Annotated in this window: 10 protein-coding genes; 3 read left to right on the plus strand and 7 right to left on the minus strand. The window is 70.6% G+C overall.

Features of this window, described 5'->3' with window-relative positions:
* Nucleotides 1–106: 106 nt before the first annotated feature.
* From AB7V09_RS06680 to AB7V09_RS06710, 7 genes are all read right to left on the minus strand, one after another.
* Nucleotides 107–3,496 (minus strand): RDD family protein, encoded by a 3,390-nt coding sequence (locus AB7V09_RS06680; RefSeq protein ID WP_419143290.1) that lies wholly within the window; start codon nt 3,494–3,496, stop codon nt 107–109.
* The gene (locus tag AB7V09_RS06685; RefSeq protein ID WP_419143291.1) at nt 3,493–6,078 is read right to left on the minus strand and encodes a transglutaminase-like domain-containing protein; all 2,586 of its coding nucleotides are present in this window, start codon (nt 6,076–6,078) and stop codon (nt 3,493–3,495) included. The genes AB7V09_RS06680 and AB7V09_RS06685 overlap by 4 nt, the downstream gene beginning before the upstream one ends.
* A complete protein-coding gene (locus tag AB7V09_RS06690; protein WP_419143292.1) occupies nt 6,075–7,454 on the minus strand; it encodes a DUF58 domain-containing protein in 1,380 nt (459 codons plus the stop codon). Before AB7V09_RS06690 ends, AB7V09_RS06685 begins: the two co-directional genes overlap by 4 nt.
* 5 nt (nt 7,455–7,459) lie before the next feature.
* The gene (locus AB7V09_RS06695) at nt 7,460–8,425 is read right to left on the minus strand and encodes an AAA family ATPase (RefSeq protein WP_075254965.1); all 966 of its coding nucleotides are present in this window, start codon (nt 8,423–8,425) and stop codon (nt 7,460–7,462) included.
* A gap of 80 nt (nt 8,426–8,505) precedes the next feature.
* On the minus strand, nt 8,506–14,793 hold the full coding sequence (locus AB7V09_RS06700) for an Ig-like domain-containing protein (protein ID WP_419143293.1): 6,288 nt from the start codon (nt 14,791–14,793) through the stop codon (nt 8,506–8,508).
* Nucleotides 14,790–15,230, minus strand: a complete 441-nt coding sequence (locus AB7V09_RS06705) for an adenylyltransferase/cytidyltransferase family protein (RefSeq protein ID WP_009407724.1) — start codon at nt 15,228–15,230, stop codon at nt 14,790–14,792. The genes AB7V09_RS06700 and AB7V09_RS06705 overlap by 4 nt, the downstream gene beginning before the upstream one ends.
* Entirely contained in the window at nt 15,230–16,687 is a 1,458-nt protein-coding gene (locus AB7V09_RS06710) for a sugar transferase (protein WP_308680512.1), read from the minus strand. Before AB7V09_RS06710 ends, AB7V09_RS06705 begins: the two co-directional genes overlap by 1 nt.
* A gap of 718 nt (nt 16,688–17,405) precedes the next feature.
* Between AB7V09_RS06710 and AB7V09_RS06715 the strand changes: the two genes are divergently transcribed.
* The 3 genes from AB7V09_RS06715 (at nt 17,406) to AB7V09_RS06725 (ending at nt 20,598) form a co-directional block, all read left to right on the plus strand.
* Entirely contained in the window at nt 17,406–18,665 is a 1,260-nt protein-coding gene (locus AB7V09_RS06715; protein WP_419143356.1) for an oligosaccharide flippase family protein, read from the plus strand.
* A gap of 169 nt (nt 18,666–18,834) precedes the next feature.
* Nucleotides 18,835–19,569 carry a CDP-alcohol phosphatidyltransferase family protein gene (locus tag AB7V09_RS06720; RefSeq protein WP_279015369.1) on the plus strand — a complete coding sequence of 245 codons (735 nt, stop codon included), beginning with the start codon at nt 18,835–18,837 and terminating at the stop codon, nt 19,567–19,569.
* A 123-nt stretch (nt 19,570–19,692) separates the two neighbouring features.
* Nucleotides 19,693–20,598, plus strand: a complete 906-nt coding sequence (locus AB7V09_RS06725; protein ID WP_419143294.1) for a NodZ family protein — start codon at nt 19,693–19,695, stop codon at nt 20,596–20,598.

Genomic DNA, 20,598 nt, shown 5'->3' on the forward strand with positions numbered 1-20,598 from the left:
CGACCTCGGGATCCCCGAGCGAACGCCGTCGAAGCCCACAGACACCGGGGCCCGCACTCCCGGACAGGAGTGCGGGCCCCAGTGCTTGAGGGAACCGGTGCGGAACTCAGACGACCTCCACCTTGAAGGCGATGCGGCCGAAGAAGATCGTGCTGCCCTCCAGGGCGGACAGGGCCTTGTCCGGTACGGCCTCGACGGTGCGCCCGTCGCGGTACTCCACCCGCGTCCCGTTGGTGGAGTGCAGGTCGGTGACCCACACCCCGTCCAGCAGCGGGAAGATCGCCGCGTGCGTCTTGGACACCGAGCGCGTGGGATCGTCGAGAGCCACGCGCTCCGCCCCGGGGTAGGCAGAGATGTTGTCGGGGTCGCGGCCCACCACCGTGGGCTCATGGATGACGATCGGGTTGCCGCCCAGCAGTGGAACAAGACGCACCGACAGGGCCGGGGCGGCTGAGGAGGCCGACGGCAGCGACGGTGTGGCGGTCTGGGCGCTTGCGGCGGGCACCGGGGTGAGCGGGGGCAGAGAGACGCCTGCAGCGGGGGCGGAGGCAGGCGCGGCCGCCTCCGGCATGCTGCCGGCACCGTGCCTGGACACTCCGGACTGGGGCTGCGCCGACGCCTGGACGGAGGCGGAGCGCTCGTGACGAGCGGCGCCGGCTTCCGCGGCGGGGGCATCGCTGCGGGACTCGCCGGGGACGGCGTGCTCATCCGCGGGCGAGGGGATACCCGGCCCCGAGAAGCGGTGCGAGGCGTGGGACCGGCGCGCGGAGCTCGCCTCGGCAGCGGCCGTGCTCGCCGCGCTGCCGGCGGAGGTCCGCGCGTGGCTGCGGTGACTGCGCACGGTCGGGTGCGTGTTCCCCTCAGAGGAGGCCGGCACACCACCGGGCACGGTGGCCGGGTTGGTCAGATCCATCGGGGACGCGTGCTGCGCAGGCGCCGAAACCGTCTTCGGCTGCTGCGGCAGGCCGTCGTCGGAGACGATGGCTCCTTCCGGCAGGGAGTCCACCGTGGCGGCATCGACCGAGGTGGGAACCGAGGACCAGGGCACCGAGTCGATGAGGGCCTGCGTGTTGCGGTCCCCTGAGGGCAGGATGCTGGAGGTGTCGAAGGTGTGCGCCACCTCCGGGACGGGGCCTGCTCCGGCAGCGAAGCGCTGCCGATCGGAGGCGAAGAGGCTCTCGCGACGAGGAACGCCGGGCTGTGACACCGACTCTCGCTGATCCTCGGCAGGTGCAGCAGACGAGCCGGAGGTCTTCTTGCCGGTGTGACCGGGCTGAATCCTCCAGCGCTGGGCGTGGGCGTGTCGTGGTTCCATCGTTTGTGATGTTACGGGTTTTGTGGCTTTCGAGCGCGGGACTTGTGGTGTGGAAGTCGCATCGTGCGACGTGGAGGACTCCGTTGCCTCGGAATCGGCAGCAGTTTTGGAGGATTCCGCTGAGGGCGTCGTCGCTTCGGACTGCTGCTGATCGGCCGGGTGCTCAGGTGAGGGCGGTGCGTGGGACGAGGGCTTCTCTCCCTCGTCACCCTGGCCGTCGGCGGCATCCGTGGACTGAGACGGCGCGTCCTCCACGACGTCGAGCGTAGCGGTTTCGGAATCCGTCTGCGAGGGCTGCTGTGTCGGGGCGTCGTCGGAGTCGGACGATGCGGCCGCCGGCAACTCCTCGGCGTCCGCCTCGGACGGCTCGTCGGACGGTTCCTCGACGTCCGCAGCCGGTTCCTCGACGTCCGCAGCCGGTTCCTCGACCGATTCCTCGACGTGCTCGTCAACCGCCTCCTCAGCTTCCCCTGCCGTTTCTTCGGCCGTCTCCTCGGTCGGCTCAGGGACGGCCGGCTGCGATGATGCGGCCGGGGCGTCGTCGTCCGCCTCCGGCTCGGTGGCCCCGGCGGGGGCGGCCGGTGCCGGCTCCGTATCCTGGTGAGCCGGGGGAGCGGCGTCCTCCGCGGCCTCGGGGGCGGTTGCGACGGTGTCCTCGTCGGCCGGCCCCGTCGAGGACTTCGATGCTCCCGCCACGGCCGGCCGGGAGTCGGCCCGGGCCGCGGCCATGGCAGCGGATGCCTGAGGATCCATGGGGGTGGCCGAAGCGACGGCGACGGCCTCGGCGTCGGTGTCCACAATGGCCGGACCGGCCTCCGCCGCCGACTTCGCGGAGGCGGACGATGACACGGTCGCCGCCTTGGTGGCCTTGACGGTGACCTGAGGCGCGGCTGCGATCGGTGCGGCATCCGTGCTCGCGGCCTGGCTCGCGGCGGAGCCTCCTGAGACCGCAGGCGCGTAGCCGTCCGAGGAACCGGCCTTCAGGGCGCGACCGGCATGGCGCGTGGGTCGGGCCGGACGGGGCCGACGGATCGAGGAGGAGACCGGATCCGACGTCGTCGGGTGCGCGTTCCTGCCGGAGGAGTCGGTGATGCCGGCCTCGGTGGCGCTCTGGGCGCCCGCGGTGGCGGCCTGCTGGGTCTCCTGTGCCGTTTCCTGGCCGGCCCTGGCGCGCGTCGAGCCCGGACGGGGGCCGCGTTTCCTGGGCTTCTTGCCCCGTGCCGTCTTGCCCGCCTTCTTCTCGGTCTTGCGCACGGCTCGCTCGGAGGGCCGAGTGCGGGGGGCGGACTCGCCTGACTCCTCGGTGGCCTGAGTGGACAGTTCCGTGGCTGGTTCCTGGCCCGCGGCGCTGCGCTCGGCGGGGGAGGAGACAGACGCGCGCCTGGCGGCGTCCCAGGCCTCACCGATGTCCTGAGCGGAGGACGCCTCGGGCTCCTCCGGTGCCACGGCACCTGCGTCGGCCCGGGGGCCGAGGGAAGCGGGCTCGGTGACTGGGCGGTGTGCCGACCCGGCCTCTGAGGGAGCAGGTCGTGCGGGACGCCTCGGCCTGCGGGCGTTGAGCAGCGCCATCCCGGAGAGCTTGTCGTGCCATCCGCGCCCCTCGGGGTCGGCGGCCGCCGTGCGCATGAGCGCGATGGTGCCCAGGCCGAGCGTGGTGATGCTGACGGCCAGGATGAGATCGGCGTGGAGGAACGAGCCCAGTGGTGAGGGGGTCTGGTTGCGGGCCCCCAGCATGCGGATCCTGAGCAGGCGCCCTCCCAGGGACCAGCCGGTGGCGGCGATGGCCAGCCAGCGTGCCCCGACGACCAGACCGAAGGCGATGAGCCCGCTGGTCAGGGCCGGGCGGCCGCCCACCTGCCAGATGACCGTGGTCAGGCCCCCGACCAGAAGCGAGCCGATGACGAGGTCGATGACCCCGGCAACCACGCGTGCCCGCACCGGGGCCGGGGGGAGGCGGCGATGCGCGGCTGAGGGCGTGTGCGCGCCGGCCCGGGCAGCGTTGGGCTCCGGGCTCCGGGCGCCTGCCGTCTGCGCTCCGCCGTGCGGATCACCGGGGGCGCTCGGCGCCGTGCCGTACGGACTGACGACGTCGGTGCGCGGCGCGTCATCGGACGGACGGGAGGACGTCGGTCGGCCCGCAGCGGTCGAGGCGCTGCTACGGGCGTCAGCAGTGATCGTCATGACCGCAACCTCCTGGGTCGACGTGACCGCCTGTCGGCGGGATGGACGAGGGAGCGCGGGGACAAACGGGCCCATACCCGTCCCAGGCGCGAGCGGTCCGCCCCCATGCAGCGGACGATCGCATCTGAGGATTCCCACAACTCCCCTAGAGCGTACGATGGCGGCTCCCCGGAGCTGAAGACCTGAGTGTCAACTGCTCCGGCGAATCGAGGCAGATCGACCTGCGGGAAGTGAGGAGCCAGCTGCGCGGCCGCCTCCCTCCGAGTGGCCCCCCACCCGGGGTAGCGCCCCAGGTCGCGGGCCCGGTCAAGGATCTCCTCCCAGGCTCCCAGGGCCTTGCCCACGCCGGTGCGTGCGCGCCGGCGTCGGCGCCGCCAGGCCTTCCACCCCAGGACCGAGCCCACGATCATCGCGATCGCCAGGACGGAGCCTCCGACGGCGATGACCGCCGTCGGCAGACCTCCCTTGTCCTTGTCCTGGGGGTCGTCGCGCTGCGGGTCCTCGTAGTTGGGGGGCAGCTGGGCCGGGTCCTCATTGGGCAGCGGGGGCTGGAGGACGTTGGGCTCAGGGTTGGAGACCTTCTGGGTGGTCTGCTGCTGGGGAACCTGGTCGCGGTCCGGCGTGACGTCGAAGGACACCCAGCCCAGCCCCTCGAAGGGGATCTCCACCCAGGCCTTGACGTCCTCACCGGTGACGGTCTTGGCGTCGCCGTCAGTGGCCGGGTCGAAGCCCATGACGACGCGGGCCGGGATGTTGAGCGAGCGGCACATGAGCATCATGAGCACCGAGTACTGCTCGTCGTCGCCGATGAGGGAGTCGGCCTCCACCATGGAGGCGATGCGGGCGGCCCCGTGCCCGGGCTGGGAGGGGCTCTTGGTGCCGTCGGAGTAGTAGCTCGTGCGCAGGCGCTGCTGAAGCGCCCGGACCTGCGCGATGGGGTTGGACTCGGCCCCGACGATCTCCTTGGCCAGGGAGGCCACCGATGACGGTACCTGCTCGACCGGTCCCAGCGAGGTCTGCGCCAGGGAGGCCTTGTTGAGGGCGGCCTCGGAGGGCGCGGTGTAGGGGGCGACCCGCTCGGTGAGGACGTCACCCGAGGCCAGGCCGCTGGTGGCGATCCCGGTGGAGGAGAACTTGTCGTAGTACATGCCCTCGCGCAGGGCCGACTGACGCGGCCCGGAGGACTCGATGCGGATCGTCTCGGGCATCGTGGGCACCCAGGGGAAGCTGTAGTCCTCGATGGTCAGGGAGGAGGTCTGCTTGCGCCCGTCGAGCCGGTTGGCCGTCAGCTGGGTCTTGTCGCCGATGCGCTCGAAGCGCGACTGGCCGTTCTCGTTCTGACCGATGTGGGCCGACAGGCCGTCGTAGGAGTCCAGGGCGGCGATGCGGATGCGCCCGCCCGAGGGCAGGTTGATCGGCTTCATGAGCCGGGTGTGGGCCTTGTCCGTCTCCAGGGTGCGCACCAGGGACAGGGGGCTGGCGTACTCGGTCACGTCCAGCGGCGGCTGGAACAGGTCGCGCACCACCGTCCGGGAGGCGGGGGCGGCGGGGGTGAGGACCATGGCGGCCAGGGAGGTGACCAGCAGCAGCACGGCGGCGATGACCGTTCCGCGCAGGGCCGCCCGCCCCAGGTCCCCGGTGGAGCGGGCGCTCGTGGCGCCCGAGGTCGTCGAGAAGGAGCTCAGGTCCAGGGCCTCGACGACGTGGCTGCGCCGCTGACGCAGGGAGCCGCAGGTCCACAGGGCCAGGATCCCGACGACGAACAGGACGCCCAGCACGGTGGGGCGCACGGTCTCCTGCCCGCCCCAGCCGATACCGACGGCGGGCAGGCAGGTCAGGGTCAGGCCGGCCAGGACCTCACGGCCCGCCAGGATGAGGCGGGTCGCCAGCGCCGAGACCACCAGCCCGGTCATCCAGGGCAGCACCGTCATGCCGCTGAAGGAGCTCAGCGGCATCGGCACGGTCAAGGCGTCGCGCCACACGGTGATCGTGGAGCCCAGCACCGTCTTGATCGCCGCGGTCCCGGAGCCGACGTCGGTCAGCAGCCATGGGGCCACCAGGACGTGGACCAGCGCCAGGGCCGCCATGCTCGGCAGCACCGACAGGCGCAGGCGCGAGCAGAGCATGGAGGTCAGGGCGCCGATGAGCGCGCCGTAGCCGACGGCGAGGCAACCCACCACGGAGGCGAAGATCGGCAGGAAGGGGACCGCGCCGATGGCGAGGATCCCGGCCATGAGGACCAGCTCGAGGGCGGCGGCGGCCGGCGTGGGCGGCTTGGCACCGCGCCGGGGAGGCAGGAAGCGGCGGGCGGAGAGCGCCGGCCGGGAGGGACGCGACAGGAGCGGTCCGGCGCCGGTGATCGAGCGGGCCTGACGAGTCGTCTCGTTGCTGTAGAGACTGCGCGTGCGCGACGACGTCGCCGTCGACCAGGGGGAGGGCGACCCGTCCGAGCCTCCGGAGGGTGCGGCGGTGACCTGCGAGGGGGCCTCGGCCGGAGAGGGCGCCCCGGCCGGCGAGGCGCCCGAGATCGGGGAGCCCGCGGTGCGGGGGGATGCGGTGGTGAGGGTTGTCGTGGGGGTCATAGTGCTCGCCTCAGGGCGGTGGGAAGCTGCTCAAGACGGTCCATGTCCACGACCGGCATCGTTCCGGCGTGGTGGCGCGACAGGCCGCGCTGGCCGGCGCGCAGGGCAACGGTCACCATGGGCAGCGGGGCGAAGCCGCGGGCCCGGGCCAGCACGGCGCGGTCGACCTGCTGGCCGGTGACGAGGACGACGATAGAGGCATCGGGGTGCGCCGTGCAGGCGTGTCGCACCAGCAGGTCGCAGCCGTAGTCGTCCTCACCGGTGCTCAGCAGGCAGGACGTGTCCAGCATCCGCAGGGCGGAGGAGGTGGGCAGGGCCCCGATCTGGGTGATGAAGCGGACCTCGCGCCCGTCCTGGATCGCGTCCATGGCCAGCGAGCAGGCGATGGACACCGCGGTCTCGAAGTCCTCCTCACCGGCGTAGTCGTCGTGGCGGGTGGACAGCAGGACGAGCAGGCTGGAGCGGCGGGTCTCCTCGAACTGCCGCACCATGAGCCGGCCGGTGCGGGCCGTGGTGCGCCAGTGGACGTTGCGCCGGTCATCGCCGGGGACGTACTCGCGCAGGGCGTGGAAGGCGACGTCGGAGCTGGACAGGTCCTGGGTGACGGCGCCCTCGATGTCCCGCAGGACACCGTGCAGGACTGTGCCCAGGCGCACGGTGCGCGGGTGGATGTGGATGTGCTGCGGGGTGCTCAGGGAGCGCTCGCGCTGGAGCAGCCCCACCGGGTCGCGCTGGACCGCCAGGACCGGACCGACGGTGACGATGCCGCGGCGCTGCGTGGGCAGGACGAAGCCGCGCTCGTGGACGGCCCCGGGGGTCAGGGTGGGGACGACGAAGACGGCGCGCCCCGGCCCCACCGGCATCTCCATGCGCGAGGGCAGCAGCGGCCGGGTACGGGGGTTGGTGACGGTCAGGCGGATGAGGGCGTGGTCGCCCACGGTGACGCGGGACTCGAGCAGGTTGTGGTTGACCGAGTAGCCGCGGCGGGGGATGAGCCACAGCCAGGCGCTCACCGCGACGATGCCGACGGCGGCCGCGGCGCTCCACGCCTCCTGCCAGCCCATGACGGCCCCGGTCAGTCCGCAGGCCGCCAGCAGCACCAGGCTTCCCCATCCGATCGGGGTCACGGTGTGCAGCAGCCAGCGCAGCGGCCGCAGCGCCACCGCGGCCGCTGCGGCCAGTCGGGACTGCGAGGGCCTGGCGGTCAGGGACTCGTTCGTGGAGGTCGACGACGCAGCCGATGCCGCGGGCTGCGCGGAGGCCGGAGCCCCCGAGGACGTGGGGGCTGCGGCGGAAGAGGCGGATGCGCCGGACCCGCCCGCCGAGCCCGGACGGGCCTGGCGGGCAGGTTTCTGCGACGTCGTCTGAGGCGTCATGCGGCTCAGTCGCGCGTCGTGGGGGCGGGGACCTGGGCCAGCGCGGCGGTGATGACGCCGGAGGCGGTGGCGCCGGTGAACTCGGCGTCGGGGTCCATGACCAGGCGGTGGGCCCACACGACCTCGGCGAGGTCCTTGACGTCGTCGGGCAGGACGTAGCTGCGGCCCTGGGAGGCCGCCCACACCCGGGCGGCCCGAGCCATGCCGATGGCGCCACGGGTGGACACGCCCATGCGGGTCTCGTCGGCTGCACGCGTGGCCTCCACCAGCGCCCCGATGTAGTCCAGCACCGAGTTCTCGATGTGGTTCTCCGCGGCCAGGTCGGCCATGGAGGCCACCACGGAGGAAGCCACGACCGCGGACAGGCTCTTGGAGCGGTCCGGGTGGGCCGAGCTCGACAGGATCCGGGTGAGCGCCTCCCGGTTGGGGTAGCCCACGGAGGTCTTCATCAGGAAGCGGTCGAGCTGGGCCTCGGGCAGGCGGTAGGTGCCGGCCTGCTCGATGGGGTTCTGGGTGGCGATGACCATGAAGGGACGCTCGGTCGTGTGGCGCACGCCGTCGACCGTCACCTGGGACTCCTCCATGACCTCCAGGAGGGCCGACTGGGTCTTGGGGCTGGCCCGGTTGATCTCGTCGGCCAGAACGATGGAGGAGAAGATCGGGCCGGCGTGGAAGTCCCAGGTGCCGGTCTTCTGGTCGTAGATCGTCACGCCCGTGATGTCGCTGGGCAGCAGGTCGGGGGTGAACTGGATGCGCGAGTGCGTCCCCTGCACCGAGGCCGCCAGGGCCCGGGCCAGGGCGGTCTTGCCGGTGCCGGGGGCGTCCTCGAGCAGGAGGTGGCCCTCGGAGAGCATGGTGGTCAGGGCCAGCTTGATTACGTCCTCCTTGTCGAGCAGCGCCTGACTGACGTTGTTGACAATGGTGGAGAAGGCGTCAGCGAACCATGTCGCGTTCTCGGGAGTCATCGGCATGGAATCAATGATCCTTCGGGTGGAGAGAGGTGGGTGTGTGACTTGTTGCGTACTGGGCATCGATCCGGTTAATGAACCGGTTATTGCTGGGTGCAGGTGATGGTCTGGTCCCAGTTCGGTGTCCGGTGGGGGAACTTGTGCCGGGCGTAGCCGTTCTTATCCAGGGCGATCTCCTCCTCGTTCCAGGCGGGCTGCCAGTTCCAGGTGTCCCAGTACCAGTAGCCGCAGGACACGGTGCTGTTGGGGTTTCCGGTGATGTCGAAGACCATCTGGTAGCAGGTGCCCCAGGGGCCGAAGGGGTGGCACCTCTGCGTGTAGTCCACGTAGAACTGCTGCTCGGTGCCGACCGGGTAGGCCTGCTTCTTGTCATCGTCATCGTCGTCATCGTTGTCGTGCTTGGACGGCCGGGTGACGGTGTCGCAGCCCCACTCGGAGGTGCCGGCGTTGGTCCTGGCCCGCACGCACCAGGTGAGCGACTCGCCGCGCTTGAGCTTGCCGTCATAGGTGTCACCGATCTCGATGTCCTCGACGGACTTGCCGCCGTCGTCGGTCTGCTCGTACTCGGCGCCGGCGCCGTTGTTGGCACCGGGGCTCCAGGAGCAGGAGACCTTCTTCTGCTTCTTGCCGGTGAGCTCGCAGCTGACCGAGGGGGCCGACGGCGGACCGTAGGGCGCCACCGGTGAGGAGGCGACGACGTCGGAGTACTGCCCGCCGCCGTTGGCGCGGGCGTAGACGGTGTAGGCCTGCCCGTCGTTCAGTCCCCGGATGGTCGAGGAGCTGGTCCAGGTGACCTGGTCCACGGAGTACTCCACCGTCAGCTCGCCCACGCTCCAGCCGTTGCCGGCCCGGGGCGAGGAGCTCACGGACAGCTCGCCGCTGTTGCCGGTGGCCTTGACGGCGGGGGTCGACGGCGTCAGCGGGGTCGGCTTGTAGGTGTAGCTGGCCTGGCCCGAGGTCTTGGAGCCGTGACCGTTTTCGGCCTCGACCCAGAAGGTCCAGGTTCCGCGCGAGACCGAGACCGTGGCGGAGGTGGCCCCTCCCACGTTCTTGGAGTCGCTGGTGTGCCCGTTGGAGTAGTGCAGCGTGTAGCTCACGGGGCTGCCGTTGCCGTTGGCGGCTTGCCAGCCGATGGTGACCGTGTCCCCGTTGGGGGTGATGACGGGGGTCCCGGGGGTGCCGGGCTCGCCGTAGGGCGTCACCGAGTTGGAAGAGGAGGACCACTCCGAGACCGTCCCCTGGCTGGACCTGGCGCGCACCTGAGCGGTGTAGGCGCGTCCCGGGGAGACGTCGAAGGAGGCCGAGTCCCCGGAGATGCCCGACTGCACGGTGCCGTCGGACAGGCGCACGTCATAGGTCGCCGTGCCCCCGAAGGGGTCGTCCACCTGGGTCCAGGCGGCGGTGACCTTGCCCGAGCCGGCCGTCAGCGTGGGCGCGGCCGGGGTCTTGGCGGTGGCGTTGTGCTGGTAGGACACCGTCGCGGCCTCGGAGTCGCCGTACTTGTTGGTGGACACGACCTGGATGCTGTAGCTCTGACCGGGCGCCAGACCACTGATGAGGCAGTTCGAGGTCGAGCAGGACTGCTCGGAGCCGTTGACACTGACCTTGTAGCCGGTGATGGGGGAGCCGTTGGCGGAGCCGTCGGTCCAGGACACGCGCGCCGAGTCGGCGTCCACGGGGGCCACGCTCACCCCGGAGGGGGCTGCGGGCGCCACCCCACCGACCTGGACGGTGATGGTGCCGGTGACGGCCCGGGACTCCGAGCCGGTGGAGTCCAGCACCTTGTACTGCGCGGTGATGGTGCCGTGGAACCCGTTGTTGGGCGTGATCGTCACAGTCGTTCCCGAGGCGCTGATCGAGCCCTGGCCGGAGGTGATCGTCGGGGTGCCGGACAGGGTGATCGGCTTGTCCGGGAAGGGGTTGCTCACCGCCTTGGACACGTCGGTGCTGACCGCCTCGCCGTTGCGGGACTCCAGGTTGATCGGAGCCGTGGTCATGAGGGGCTTGTTGGAGGCGCTGACCCGCACGGGCAGGGAGGCGCTCACCGGCGGGTTGACGCCGTCGGAGACCGTGATCGGGATGGAGCCCGTGGTGCCCTCGGCGGTCTTGTCGGAGGCCTTGACCGACAGCGTCGAGCCGCTCAGGGAGATCTCGAATCCCGCGGGGGCGGGACCGGCCTGGAAGGAGAGCTTGTCATTCGGGTCGGGGTCGGTGGCCATGGCCGCCAGGTTGGCCGTCACGGCCCCCTCGCCGGGGGCCACCGTCATCTCGGTGGGGGTGAAGGTCGGCGGCCGGTTCGTCGAGGACTCCACGATGATCGGCAGCGTGAGTGTCGAGCTCAGGGCGTCGGAGCCGGTGCCGTCGGCCACGGTGAAGGTCACCGAGGTCTGCCCGGTGAAGCCCGAGTCGGGGGTGAAGGACAGCGCCGACCCGCCCGAGGCGACCTTGGCGTCCTTGGTGCCCTTGGCCATGTGGATGGAGGAGGTGTCCGTGATGACGGGCTTGGTGCCCTCACGGGTGAGGATGTAGGAGGACAGGTTGATGTCCGTGGTCTTGTCCGCCAGCACCCGGGCGGGCACGGCCGAGGGGTTGATGCGGGGCCGCAGGGCCGAGCGGGCCGGCACCACGACGACGGCGTGGCCGGTCAGCCCGTCGGCGTCGGTGATCGTGTAGAGCACGAGCCGCTGGGTCTCGCCGACCGTCAGGCTCAGCGAGTCCTTGCCCACCTCGACGTCGGGGTCGGAGGAGGACAGCTTGAGGTCCCACGGCGAGCCGTCGGTGTCCTTGTCGTTGTCCAGGACCGGGACGGTGACCTTGCCGTTGGCGTCGACCTGGTCGACGGTGACGTAGTCGTCCACGCCCACCGGGTTGGCCAGGGGGGCGTTGCTCGAGACCTGGACGGTGACGGTGCCGGTGTCGGTGCCGCCGCGTCCATCGGAGACGGTGTAGGTGACCGAGTGGTTGCCCTCCTTCTCCGGCAGGTCGAGCACCAGGCGGCCGGCGCGGGTGGACACGCCCAGGGAGGGGTCGGAGGAGACCGGGTCGCCCTCCAGGGACAGGCTGTCGCCGTCGGTGTCCAGGTCGTTGGACAGCACGTCCACGGCCACGGTGCGCCCGGGCTTGGCCACGACCAGGTCGTCAGTGGCCACCGGGGCCACGTTGAGCGGTGAGGCCTGGGCCACGCCCACCCGGACCGTGCCGGTGGCCTGGGCCCCGAAGCGGTCCTCGACGACGTAGGTGAAGGTGTCGGTGCCGGTGGCCCCTTCGGAGGGCGTGTAGGTCAGCCACGAGGAGTTGATCTCCACCGAGCCCAGGGAGGGGGCCTGGTTGAGGCCCACGAGGCTCACCGAGTCGCCGTCGGGGTCGATGCCGTCCAGCGGCACGGTGATGTTCGTGGTCGAGCCGGCCAGGGTGCGGGCCTCCAGGTTGCGCGGTGAGGGAGCGGAGTTGTGCTCGGCGTCCTGGGCGCGCACCTCCACGGTGAGGACCCCCGAGGCGGTCTGGCCCTGGTCGTCCTTGGCCGTGTAGGCGTAGGAGGTGCGGCCGGGCTGGTTGCCGGCGCGGAAGCGCACGGTGTTCTCGCTGACCCAGGCGGTGCCCAGCTCGTCGCCCACCAGGCTGAGCTGGGAGTCCACCGACAGGTTGAGACCGGCGGGGGAGGAGTCGTTGTCCAGGACGGAGGCGGTGACGACGTCGCCGGCTCGCACGACGGCGGTGTCATTGGTGACCACCGGCGGCTGGGGCTGGGACTGGGTCACCGGGACGATGGCGACCTTCCCCGTGGCGCTGGAGGTGCCGTTGGTGACCGTGTACTCCACCGTCAGGTTGGCCGGCACGGTGCTGGCCGCACTGATCTGCAGCAGGGAGTGGTCCACGACCGTGACGGTGACCCCGGAGTCCGGCGGGGTCTTGACCGACTGCAGGACCAGGATCCCCCCGGAGGGGTCGAAGTCGTTGGTGAGCGGGGCGATGGTCGTCGAGCCGCCGTTGCGCAGCAGGGCGGTGTCGTTCTCGACCTCGGGGGGCACGGTGGCGTCGGCCTTGGGCGTGACGTCCACGCGCACGATGCCCTGGGCCGTGTTGGCGCCGTCCATGACGTCGTAGGTGAGGTAGTAGGTCTGGGCCTGGGCGTTGGGCTCGGTGGAGAAGGTGAAGACACCGGCCTGCTGGTCGACGCTGATCGAGGTCCCGGCCGGGGCCTCCTGCACCGCGGCCAGGCGCAGGGTCCCCCCGGAGGGGGAGGTGTCGTTGTCCAGGGGCGAGACGACGGCCTTGGAGCCGGCGACGACGCGCACGTGGTCGGCGTTGGCGATCGGCTTGGCCGACTGGGCCGGCTGCACGTCGACCTTGACCACGCCGGAGGTGGTCTCCCGGCCGTCGGAGACGGTGACGGTCAGGTCGCGGGTGCCGGTGCCGGCGCCCAGCTCGCGCACCGTGACGGTGCCCTCGTTGGAGACCTTGGTGTCCAGGCCCTCGCCCTGGGCGGAGACCAGGTAGAGGTCGTCCCCGTCGGGGTCCAGCCAGTGGCCCAGCACGTCCAGGGAGCCGGAGGCCTTCTCGGCGACGGTGAGAGTGGGGGTGGTGATCTGCTTCGGGGCGCCGTTGACGTCCCAGCCGTGGACGTCAACGGTGGCGACGGCGGAGTCGCTCATCCCGCGGCCGTCGTCGGCCGTGTAGGGCACGGAGAAGCTGCCGGAGGCGTTGTCCGGAACGTCCATGCGCAGGGCCAGTCCGCCCTGGGCCTTGGTGGCCTTGAGCGAGCCTCCGTTGTCCTGGGGGGTGGCGGTGAGGACGTCGCCGTCGGGATCGGAGTCGTTGGCCAGCACCGGCAGGAGCGCGGAACGGCCCGGGCGCACGCCGAAGCTGTCATCGGCCGCCTTGGGGGGATGGTTCTCCTCGGTGCGTTCCGGCGGGGTCTGGGAGTCCGAGGTGTTGGCCGAGTCGTCCTTCTGATCGGCGTTGTCGTCGGTCTGGGCGGTCTTGTCCGTCCAGTCGTCGATGAGGACGAGGTCCTCGTTGGGCAGCCACACCGAGCCCGTGTCCAGGTCGTTGAGCACGATGGCGTCGCGGTTGACCCGGAAGACCGGGGCGGAGGAGGCGGCGAGCTTGTCGTCGTGGGCGGTGTCGGTGCCGCCGCCGAACAGCCCCGAGCAGCTGCGCACGAACTGGCCCGATCCGGACCAGGCCGCGTAGACGCACTTGCCCAGGCGCACCGGCTGGGCGGGCACGCCCTCGGGGGCGGAGCCCTCCTTGGCCGACGGCGTCCTGGTGACCTTGCCCCCGTCCAGGGGGACGGAGATGAGCTCGTTGCGGGAGGCGACCAGGACCGAGTCGGCATCGGGGCCGGGCTGCTGGAGCACCAGGCCGGAGGCCCCCAGGCTGACGGACTTGCCCTCGGGCAGGTGGAGGATGCCGGTGCCGCGCTCCAGGACCACGGGCTGGTCACCGACGGCGGTGATGGCCAGATCGGTGCCGGCGGTCAGCTTCAGGGAGGTGTTCGTGGCCTCCTTCCAGCCCTTGTCGCTGGTCTCCAGGGAGACCAGCGACTTGCTGGTGGCCGAGACTGCGTGGATGGCGCCGTCCTTGCCGATGGCGGCCACGACGTCGGGCATGCCGGTGACTACGGGGGCGGCCGCGGTCAGGGAGCCGGCCTCCCTGGCCTTGGCGGCGCGGATGGTGCCCTGGACCTTGTCGACCGCCATGACCCGGTCCCCGCCCTGGGCGATGGTCACGCCCTTGGTGAGCTGGGTGCGCCCGGAGAAGGCGACCTGGGAGGGGTCGACCGAGGAGACGGAGGCGTCGCCGGAGTCGGGGACCAGGACGTCCTCGGCGTTCTGGGTGACGTCGAAGGAGGACGAGGAGGTGCGGATCGCGCCGTCGACCTCGCGGGAGGGGTAGTTGAGGCGGGCCACCAGGTGCTTGGAGGTGGAGGTGACCCACACGCCGCCGTCATTGAGGTGCAGGTCGGCCTGGGCCACGCCCTCGTGGAGCCAGGCGGCCGTTCCCAGGGCGGTGACGCAGACGACGGCGGCCAGGGTCGACAGGCGTTTGCGCAGCCGTACGCGCTGGGCGCGCGACTGGGGGATGCGGAAGGTCGCGGCCAGCCGGGAGGTGGTGGTGCCGGAGGTCAGGCCCGAGCCGACGTCCTGGATGTCGTCGGACCGGGAGGCCCGGCTGCGCCGCCGGGGGCGCAGGGCGCCGGCGGCACGGGTGAGCAGACCGGGACGGTCCGCGGTGGACGGCTCGGTCTGAGCGGCGCCGGAGTCGGATCGGTTGCTTCCGCCGTCACCGGCACCGGAGGTGGTTGCGGCGGAGTCGATGCTGCTCGACGGGGTGTCGGGCGTCTCGAAGTCGTTACGTGAAGTGGTCACTTGGCCCCTTGGGGACTACGGGATGCGACCTCCTGGACGAGGGTGCGGCGCAGCATCGTCGAGGAGGTGGTGGGTGTGTAGGGCAGGTAGATCACCGAGGCCCCGACCTCGGCCATCTCGGCCTCCAGACGGCGGCCCTTGTCGGTGCCCTCCCAGTCGGTGCCCTTGAACAGCACGTCGAAGGGGGAGCGCTTCCAGGCCAGGCGCTTGTCCTGGTCATAGTCGGGGACCACGGAGTCCACCATGCGCAGGGCGGCCACCATGGCCATGCGCTCGGCCAGGGGCACGATGGGACCGCGTCCCTTCATCCGCTCCAGCGACTCGTCGGTGGCGACCCCCGCGATGAGGTGGTCGCAGCGCTTGGCCGCCTCGGTGAGGATGTTGAGGTGCCCCACGTGCAGCATGTCGAAGCCGCCGGGGACGTAGCCGGTAATCATCAGTAGGCTCCCTTTCCGCCGATGACCGCGCGCAGCGTTCCGGCGAAGATCTTCGCGTCCAGGGCTCCGCCCCGGTTCTCCACGTAGTGACGGTCCAGGGCCACGGTCGAGGCCCAGGACAGGTCCGAGCGTCCGGAGATCTGCCACAGGCCGGTCAGCCCGGGCTTGACCAGGAGACGACGCAGCGCCTCGGCGTCGTACTTGGCGACCTCGACGGGAAGTGCGGGGCGGGGCCCCACCAGGCTCATGTCCCCGCGCACGACGTTGATGAGCTGGGGGAGCTCGTCAATCGACAGGCGGCGGATCCAGCGGCCCACGCGGGTGATGCGCGGGTCCTGACGGTCCTTGAACATGACCTCGTTACCGGCGTCGCCGCCGGCCTTGACCACCGAGGCGCGGCGCGCGTCGGAGTCGATGTACATGGAGCGGAACTTCCACATGGTGAAGGGCTTGCCGTCCTGGCCCACGCGGGTCTGGGTGTAGAAGACCGGGCCGGGGGAGTCGATGCGGATGGCGAGCGCGGTGGCCGCCAGCAGCGGCGAGATGAGGGCCAGCCCGATGGCGCCGGCGAGCCGGTCGAACAGGGCCTTGCCCGCGGCGCGGGTGCGGCGGGTCTTGACGGCGATGAGACCGGTCCAGCCGTGCGTGACGGTCAGGGCCCGCATGCGCCCGGGCACGACGTCCTGCAGCCCGGGGGCGACGACGAGGCGCACCTGGGTGCCCTCCAGGCCGCGCATGAGGGTGACCAGGTCCTCGGGGATGACCGAGCCGACCGTCATGACGGCGTCGATGCGCTCGGCGTGCAGGGTCTGGGCGATGTGCTGGGGGCTGCGCACGGGCTCAGCCGAGTGGAAGGCGCGATCCTGCCCGGAGGACAGGTAGCCCACGATGAGGAAGCCGTCCATGGGATGGCGGCGCAGCTGGGTGAGCATGGGCTGGGATCCCGAGCCCATGACGATGAGGGTGCGACGCAGGGCGTGCCCCTCGAGGCGGCGGCGACGCAGCCACCCGGCCTCGATGGAGCGTCCGGTGACGGCCAGGAGGAGCTGGGCCGCCAGAGTGGCGAGCAGGGTGGTCCGGGCGACTCCGGACAGGTCGGCCAGCAGCAGGGCCACCGGGACGCTCACGGCGGCCGCGGCGACGAAGCGGCCCGTACCGGGGCCGGCCTGCTCGACGGCGTCGATACCGAGCGCTCCCAGGAACCAGGCGATGAGCACCATCGTGATGCCCACGGTGGTCGCGGACCAGACCAGTGGCAGGTGGCCGCCCAGGAGGGCGAGCCAGAAGGGGACGGCGACGGCGAAGAGGTCGGACAGGACGAGCCAGATGACGAGGTCATGGCGCGTGCGTGCCCAAGGACTGCGCGGAGCGGTGGGGGAGGTGGCGTCGGCTGCTGCTGCTGTCGAGGGACGCCGGTGCTGCTCGCGCTGGGGCAGTGTCAGGGTCGAACTAGACAAGGTGGACTCCGCAGGGATGATCGTGGGTGGGCAATAACTGGTCGGCTAGTGCTGACGGGACGTCGTGAACAGCAGCGTTTTAGAATGCTACTAAGTCTTGCGGACGTTATTTGTGGGAAGTGGCCAAGATCGCAGGGGCAAGATGAGGAGTCGAGAGGTTTCTGAGATGTCTGTATGTTACAGGTGCGCAACGATATGGAGGTGTCAATGCACCTCTGAGGGACCTTTCAGGGTTCTTCCAGCAGGCGACGTTGTTGCAGGTCAGAGCCGGTTTGCTGGGGTTGTGCCAAGGGGGGTGGGTGGGGGACCGTCTATGTCACAAGACGATAAACAAAAGATACCAGGTCACCGGCCTTGATGCGTCTACTCTCGTGCCTGTCTTCGGGTGTCTTTCCGATGCCGGATTGTGACCTTCCTACAACATCAGGAGTGCTACGTGACCCAGTCGAGTTCTTCGGCACCCCGGTCGGCTTCCGGGCCGGCCGAGGCGCAGTCGGCGGACGGTGCTGCCCCGACGGGTGCCGCTGAGTGTGGGCGACCTGTCGATAGCTCAGTTGCCGCAAGCCTCTCAGCGGTTGAGGTGAGTGATGGAGCGGCCGCGTCCCAGGGCTCTCGACGTTCTCCGCTGCGGAGGCTCGGCGGGGTCCTCAGGCGGGGGTCGTCGTCAGGCGCCAGCTGGTCGTCTGTGGGAACCACAGCCGTGGCCAAAGTGGTGGTCATGGGGGTGTCCGGCGTCTTCGGGCTGGTCAACACCAGCCTCATCATCAGGCACTTCGGGGCCGACGCCTTCGCCCAGTACGGCCTGCTGGCCACCTTCCCCACCCTCATGCCCTTCACCGACCTGGGGATCGGCGCGGTCATCCTCAACACGGTGGCGAGCTCGAACGACCCGGCCCACGACTCGACCGTGCGGCGCACGATCACCACCGCCGTCCGGGTGCTGCTCGGCTCCGCCCTGGTCATCAGCACCGTCGGCGTCGTCATCCTGCTGCTGGGCGCCTGGCCCGGGCTGCTGGGGGGCAAGCTCATGGAGGGCGGCGGACTGACCGCCACCGTCTGCCTCATCATCTACGCCGCGGCCCTGCCACTGTCCGTGGGGCAGCGGGTCATCATCGGGCTGGGGCGCTCGACCACCCAGGTCATCAGTCAGGGGGTCGTCTCACCGGCCATGTCCTGCTTCCTGCTGCTGGCCATCGTCACCGGGCTGGGGCGCGGCAACGCCGTGTCCATCTACTCCTACATCGCCAACGCCCTGGTGTCGGTCATCTGCATCGTCGTCGCCTGGCGCGCCACCCGCCCCCTGTTCAAGGGCGCCCTGAGGGACGTGCCGCGGCTGCGCAGCGTGCGCGGCGTGCGCATCGTCAACACCGCGGGCCCCCAGCTGCTGCAGTCCCTGGCCATCCCGATCGCCTTCCAGACCGACCGCCTCCTCCTGTCCCACCTGGGGCAGTCGCAGGCGCTGGCCGAGTACAACCTGGCCAACAACCTGTTCAACATGCTCACCCAGACCGTCATGGCGGCCGGCGTCGCCATGTGGCCCATGTTCGCCAGGGCCCGGGCCGACAAGCGCATCGAGAACCCCTTCAAGCCGGCCATCGCCTTCAGCGGGGGCGGTCTCCTCCTGGCCCTGGCCCTGGTGGCCATCACCCCCTGGGCCGCTCGAGTCATGTCCCACGGCAAGATCGTCCTGCCGGCCGCGCTCGTGTGGGCCTTCGCCGCCTATGTCGCCGTCGAGGCCGGCAAGCAGCCGCTGGGCATGTACATGACCGACCCGCGCGGCCTGCAGTTCCAGGTCATTCCGGTGCTCATCCTGGTACCGATGAATCTCGCCATCTCCTGGGTCCTCATTGGGCCCTTCGATGCCGCCGGGCCTATCCTGGGCTCGGTGATCTCGGTGGTCCTGTGCCAGATCCTCCCGTATGCCTGGTGGGTGCGCCGGGACGTGGCCAGGCGTCGTCGAGAGCTGGCCCAGCAGTGAGCTCCTCCTCGTCGGCCGCCGGTGCTGAGCCGGCTCGCGCAGCCCGGGAGCCGACGCCGCGCCCCCACGCCCGACCACTTCCCGACATCCCCCGACTCCCTCATCTCGCCGTTCCTCATCCGTCCAACACCCGGCCCGGTTCCTCGGGCCCCGCTCAAGGAGAAGCCTCATGAGCTCCCCTGCTGGTTCCCCCACCATCGCCGAGAACGTCAGGGCCCTGTCTCGGGCTCAGAAGTCCAAGGCCGGCGCCCCCCTCTACTCCCGCATCATCAACCGCCCCGCGGGGCGGGTCCTGGCCGCGATCGCCCACCGGCTGGGCGCGACCCCGGACCAGGTGACGGTCATGTCGGCACTGTGCACCTACAGCGGCATCGCCCTCATCGCCCTGTGGCGTCCCACAGTCGTGTCCGCCGTCGCCACCGCCCTGCTGCTCATGTTCGGCTACGCCCTCGATGCCGCTGACGGACAGCTGGCAAGATTGCGTAACGGTGGTTCCAAAGCCGGTGAATGGCTCGATCACGTTGCCGACGTCATCAAGCTCTCGACAATTCACGGGGCCATTGCGATCTCGCTGTTCCGTTTTACGGAATTACCGTCCCCGGTCCTGCTTATTCCGCTGGCTTTCGGAGCGGTTCAGAATATTCACTTCTTCAGTTACATCCTGACGTATCAGCTGCGTTATCACGGTGGGACGCCTTTGGCCAAGGACGAGTCCCGCCCCGGCATCCTCAAGTCGGTCCTGTCGGCTCCCACGGACTACGGGCTCATGTGCTTCGTGCTCATGACCCGCTTCGCGCCCACGGTCTTCCTGTGGGTGTACGGCATCATGCTCCTGGGCTACGCGGGCTACGTGGCGCTGGCTCTGCCCAAGTGGTACCGCGACCTGCGCAACGACCTCCAGTAGGCCCTCGTCGTCGGCCCTCATCGGGCCTGGGGAGGCCGACCCGTGACGGGCTGCGGCGAACCGATCACCGGCACTCCCGCTGAGATCTCCCTCTATTCCCCCTCATATCTGTTAAGGAATCTTATGGCTCTGCTAACCGGACGCAAGGCGCTACTGGTCTATACGGGACGCAAGGACGGGTTGGGCAACCGTGTGCGTGCGCTGCTGTCCGCCCAGGAACTCGCTCGGGTCGAGGACCGCGACCTCTACTACGTGTGGAGCACCGACGAGTACTTCGGCCCCCGGATGGATGAGCTCTGGCGATTCGAAGGGGGCAGTGCCGTATCGCGCCTGACCTCCCGGGCGCTCCTGCCCGTGGCCCGGTACCGTCAGCCTAAGGGGGTCCGGATCACCTCCGATCTGCGCCGCCGCCACCTGTGGCAGATCCACTCCCACGGCCTGCCCGTCACCTGGGAGGACCCGGCCTGGAAGGGGAGGGCCGCGGAGGGGACGGCGCCCGCCGGGCCGCGCCCCTGGACCGAGCGGCTGCGCGAGCTCACCCCGGTTGACGAGATCGCCGATGAGGTCCGCTCCCTCTACAACGCCCACCTGCGGGGACGCCCCTACGTCGGCATCCAGGTACGCACCCACGCGGTCTCCCACGCCAAGACCATCGAGTCCTCACCGGTGGAGTGGTTCGCCAACCGGATGCGCCAGATCCGCGCCGACCACCCCGACGTCCCCTTCTTCCTGTCCTGCGACACCCCCGAGGCCCAGGAGCAGCTGGCCGGGGAGTTCGACGGCTGCGTCTTCCTGACGGACAAAGGTGGTTACAACACCGTCAAAGGTGTGCGCTCGGGCCTGGTCGACCTCTACCTGCTGGCCAGCTCCCAGCACCTCATCGGGGCCTCCTTCTCCAGCTTCGTGGAGATGGCCGTCTTCCTGTGCGACGGCGTCGTCCCCTTCGAACGTCCCGACCAGCCCCTCGACGGCGAGTTCAGCCTCTCCCTGGGGCTGGCCGAGGACCCGCTGCGCCCCGCCCAGCGCTGA

This window comes from Actinomyces sp. SKVG-SVH-4(1), assembly GCF_048514265.1.
Taxonomy (GTDB): domain Bacteria; phylum Actinomycetota; class Actinomycetes; order Actinomycetales; family Actinomycetaceae; genus Actinomyces; species Actinomyces oris.

Excerpts from the sequence above, each read along its gene's own strand:
- AB7V09_RS06680 (WP_419143290.1), bottom strand. The coding sequence starts at position 3,496 with ATGACGATCACTGCTGACGCCCGTAGCAGCGCCTCGACCGCTGCGGGC.
- AB7V09_RS06685 (WP_419143291.1), bottom strand. The coding sequence starts at position 6,078 with ATGACCCCCACGACAACCCTCACCACCGCATCCCCCCGCACCGCGGGC.
- AB7V09_RS06690 (WP_419143292.1), bottom strand. The coding sequence starts at position 7,454 with ATGACGCCTCAGACGACGTCGCAGAAACCTGCCCGCCAGGCCCGTCCG.
- AB7V09_RS06695 (WP_075254965.1), bottom strand. The coding sequence starts at position 8,425 with ATGCCGATGACTCCCGAGAACGCGACATGGTTCGCTGACGCCTTCTCC.
- AB7V09_RS06705 (WP_009407724.1), bottom strand. The coding sequence starts at position 15,230 with ATGATTACCGGCTACGTCCCCGGCGGCTTCGACATGCTGCACGTGGGG.
- AB7V09_RS06715 (WP_419143356.1), top strand. The coding sequence starts at position 17,406 with ATGGGGGTGTCCGGCGTCTTCGGGCTGGTCAACACCAGCCTCATCATC.
- AB7V09_RS06720 (WP_279015369.1), top strand. The coding sequence starts at position 18,835 with ATGAGCTCCCCTGCTGGTTCCCCCACCATCGCCGAGAACGTCAGGGCC.
- AB7V09_RS06725 (WP_419143294.1), top strand. The coding sequence starts at position 19,693 with ATGGCTCTGCTAACCGGACGCAAGGCGCTACTGGTCTATACGGGACGC.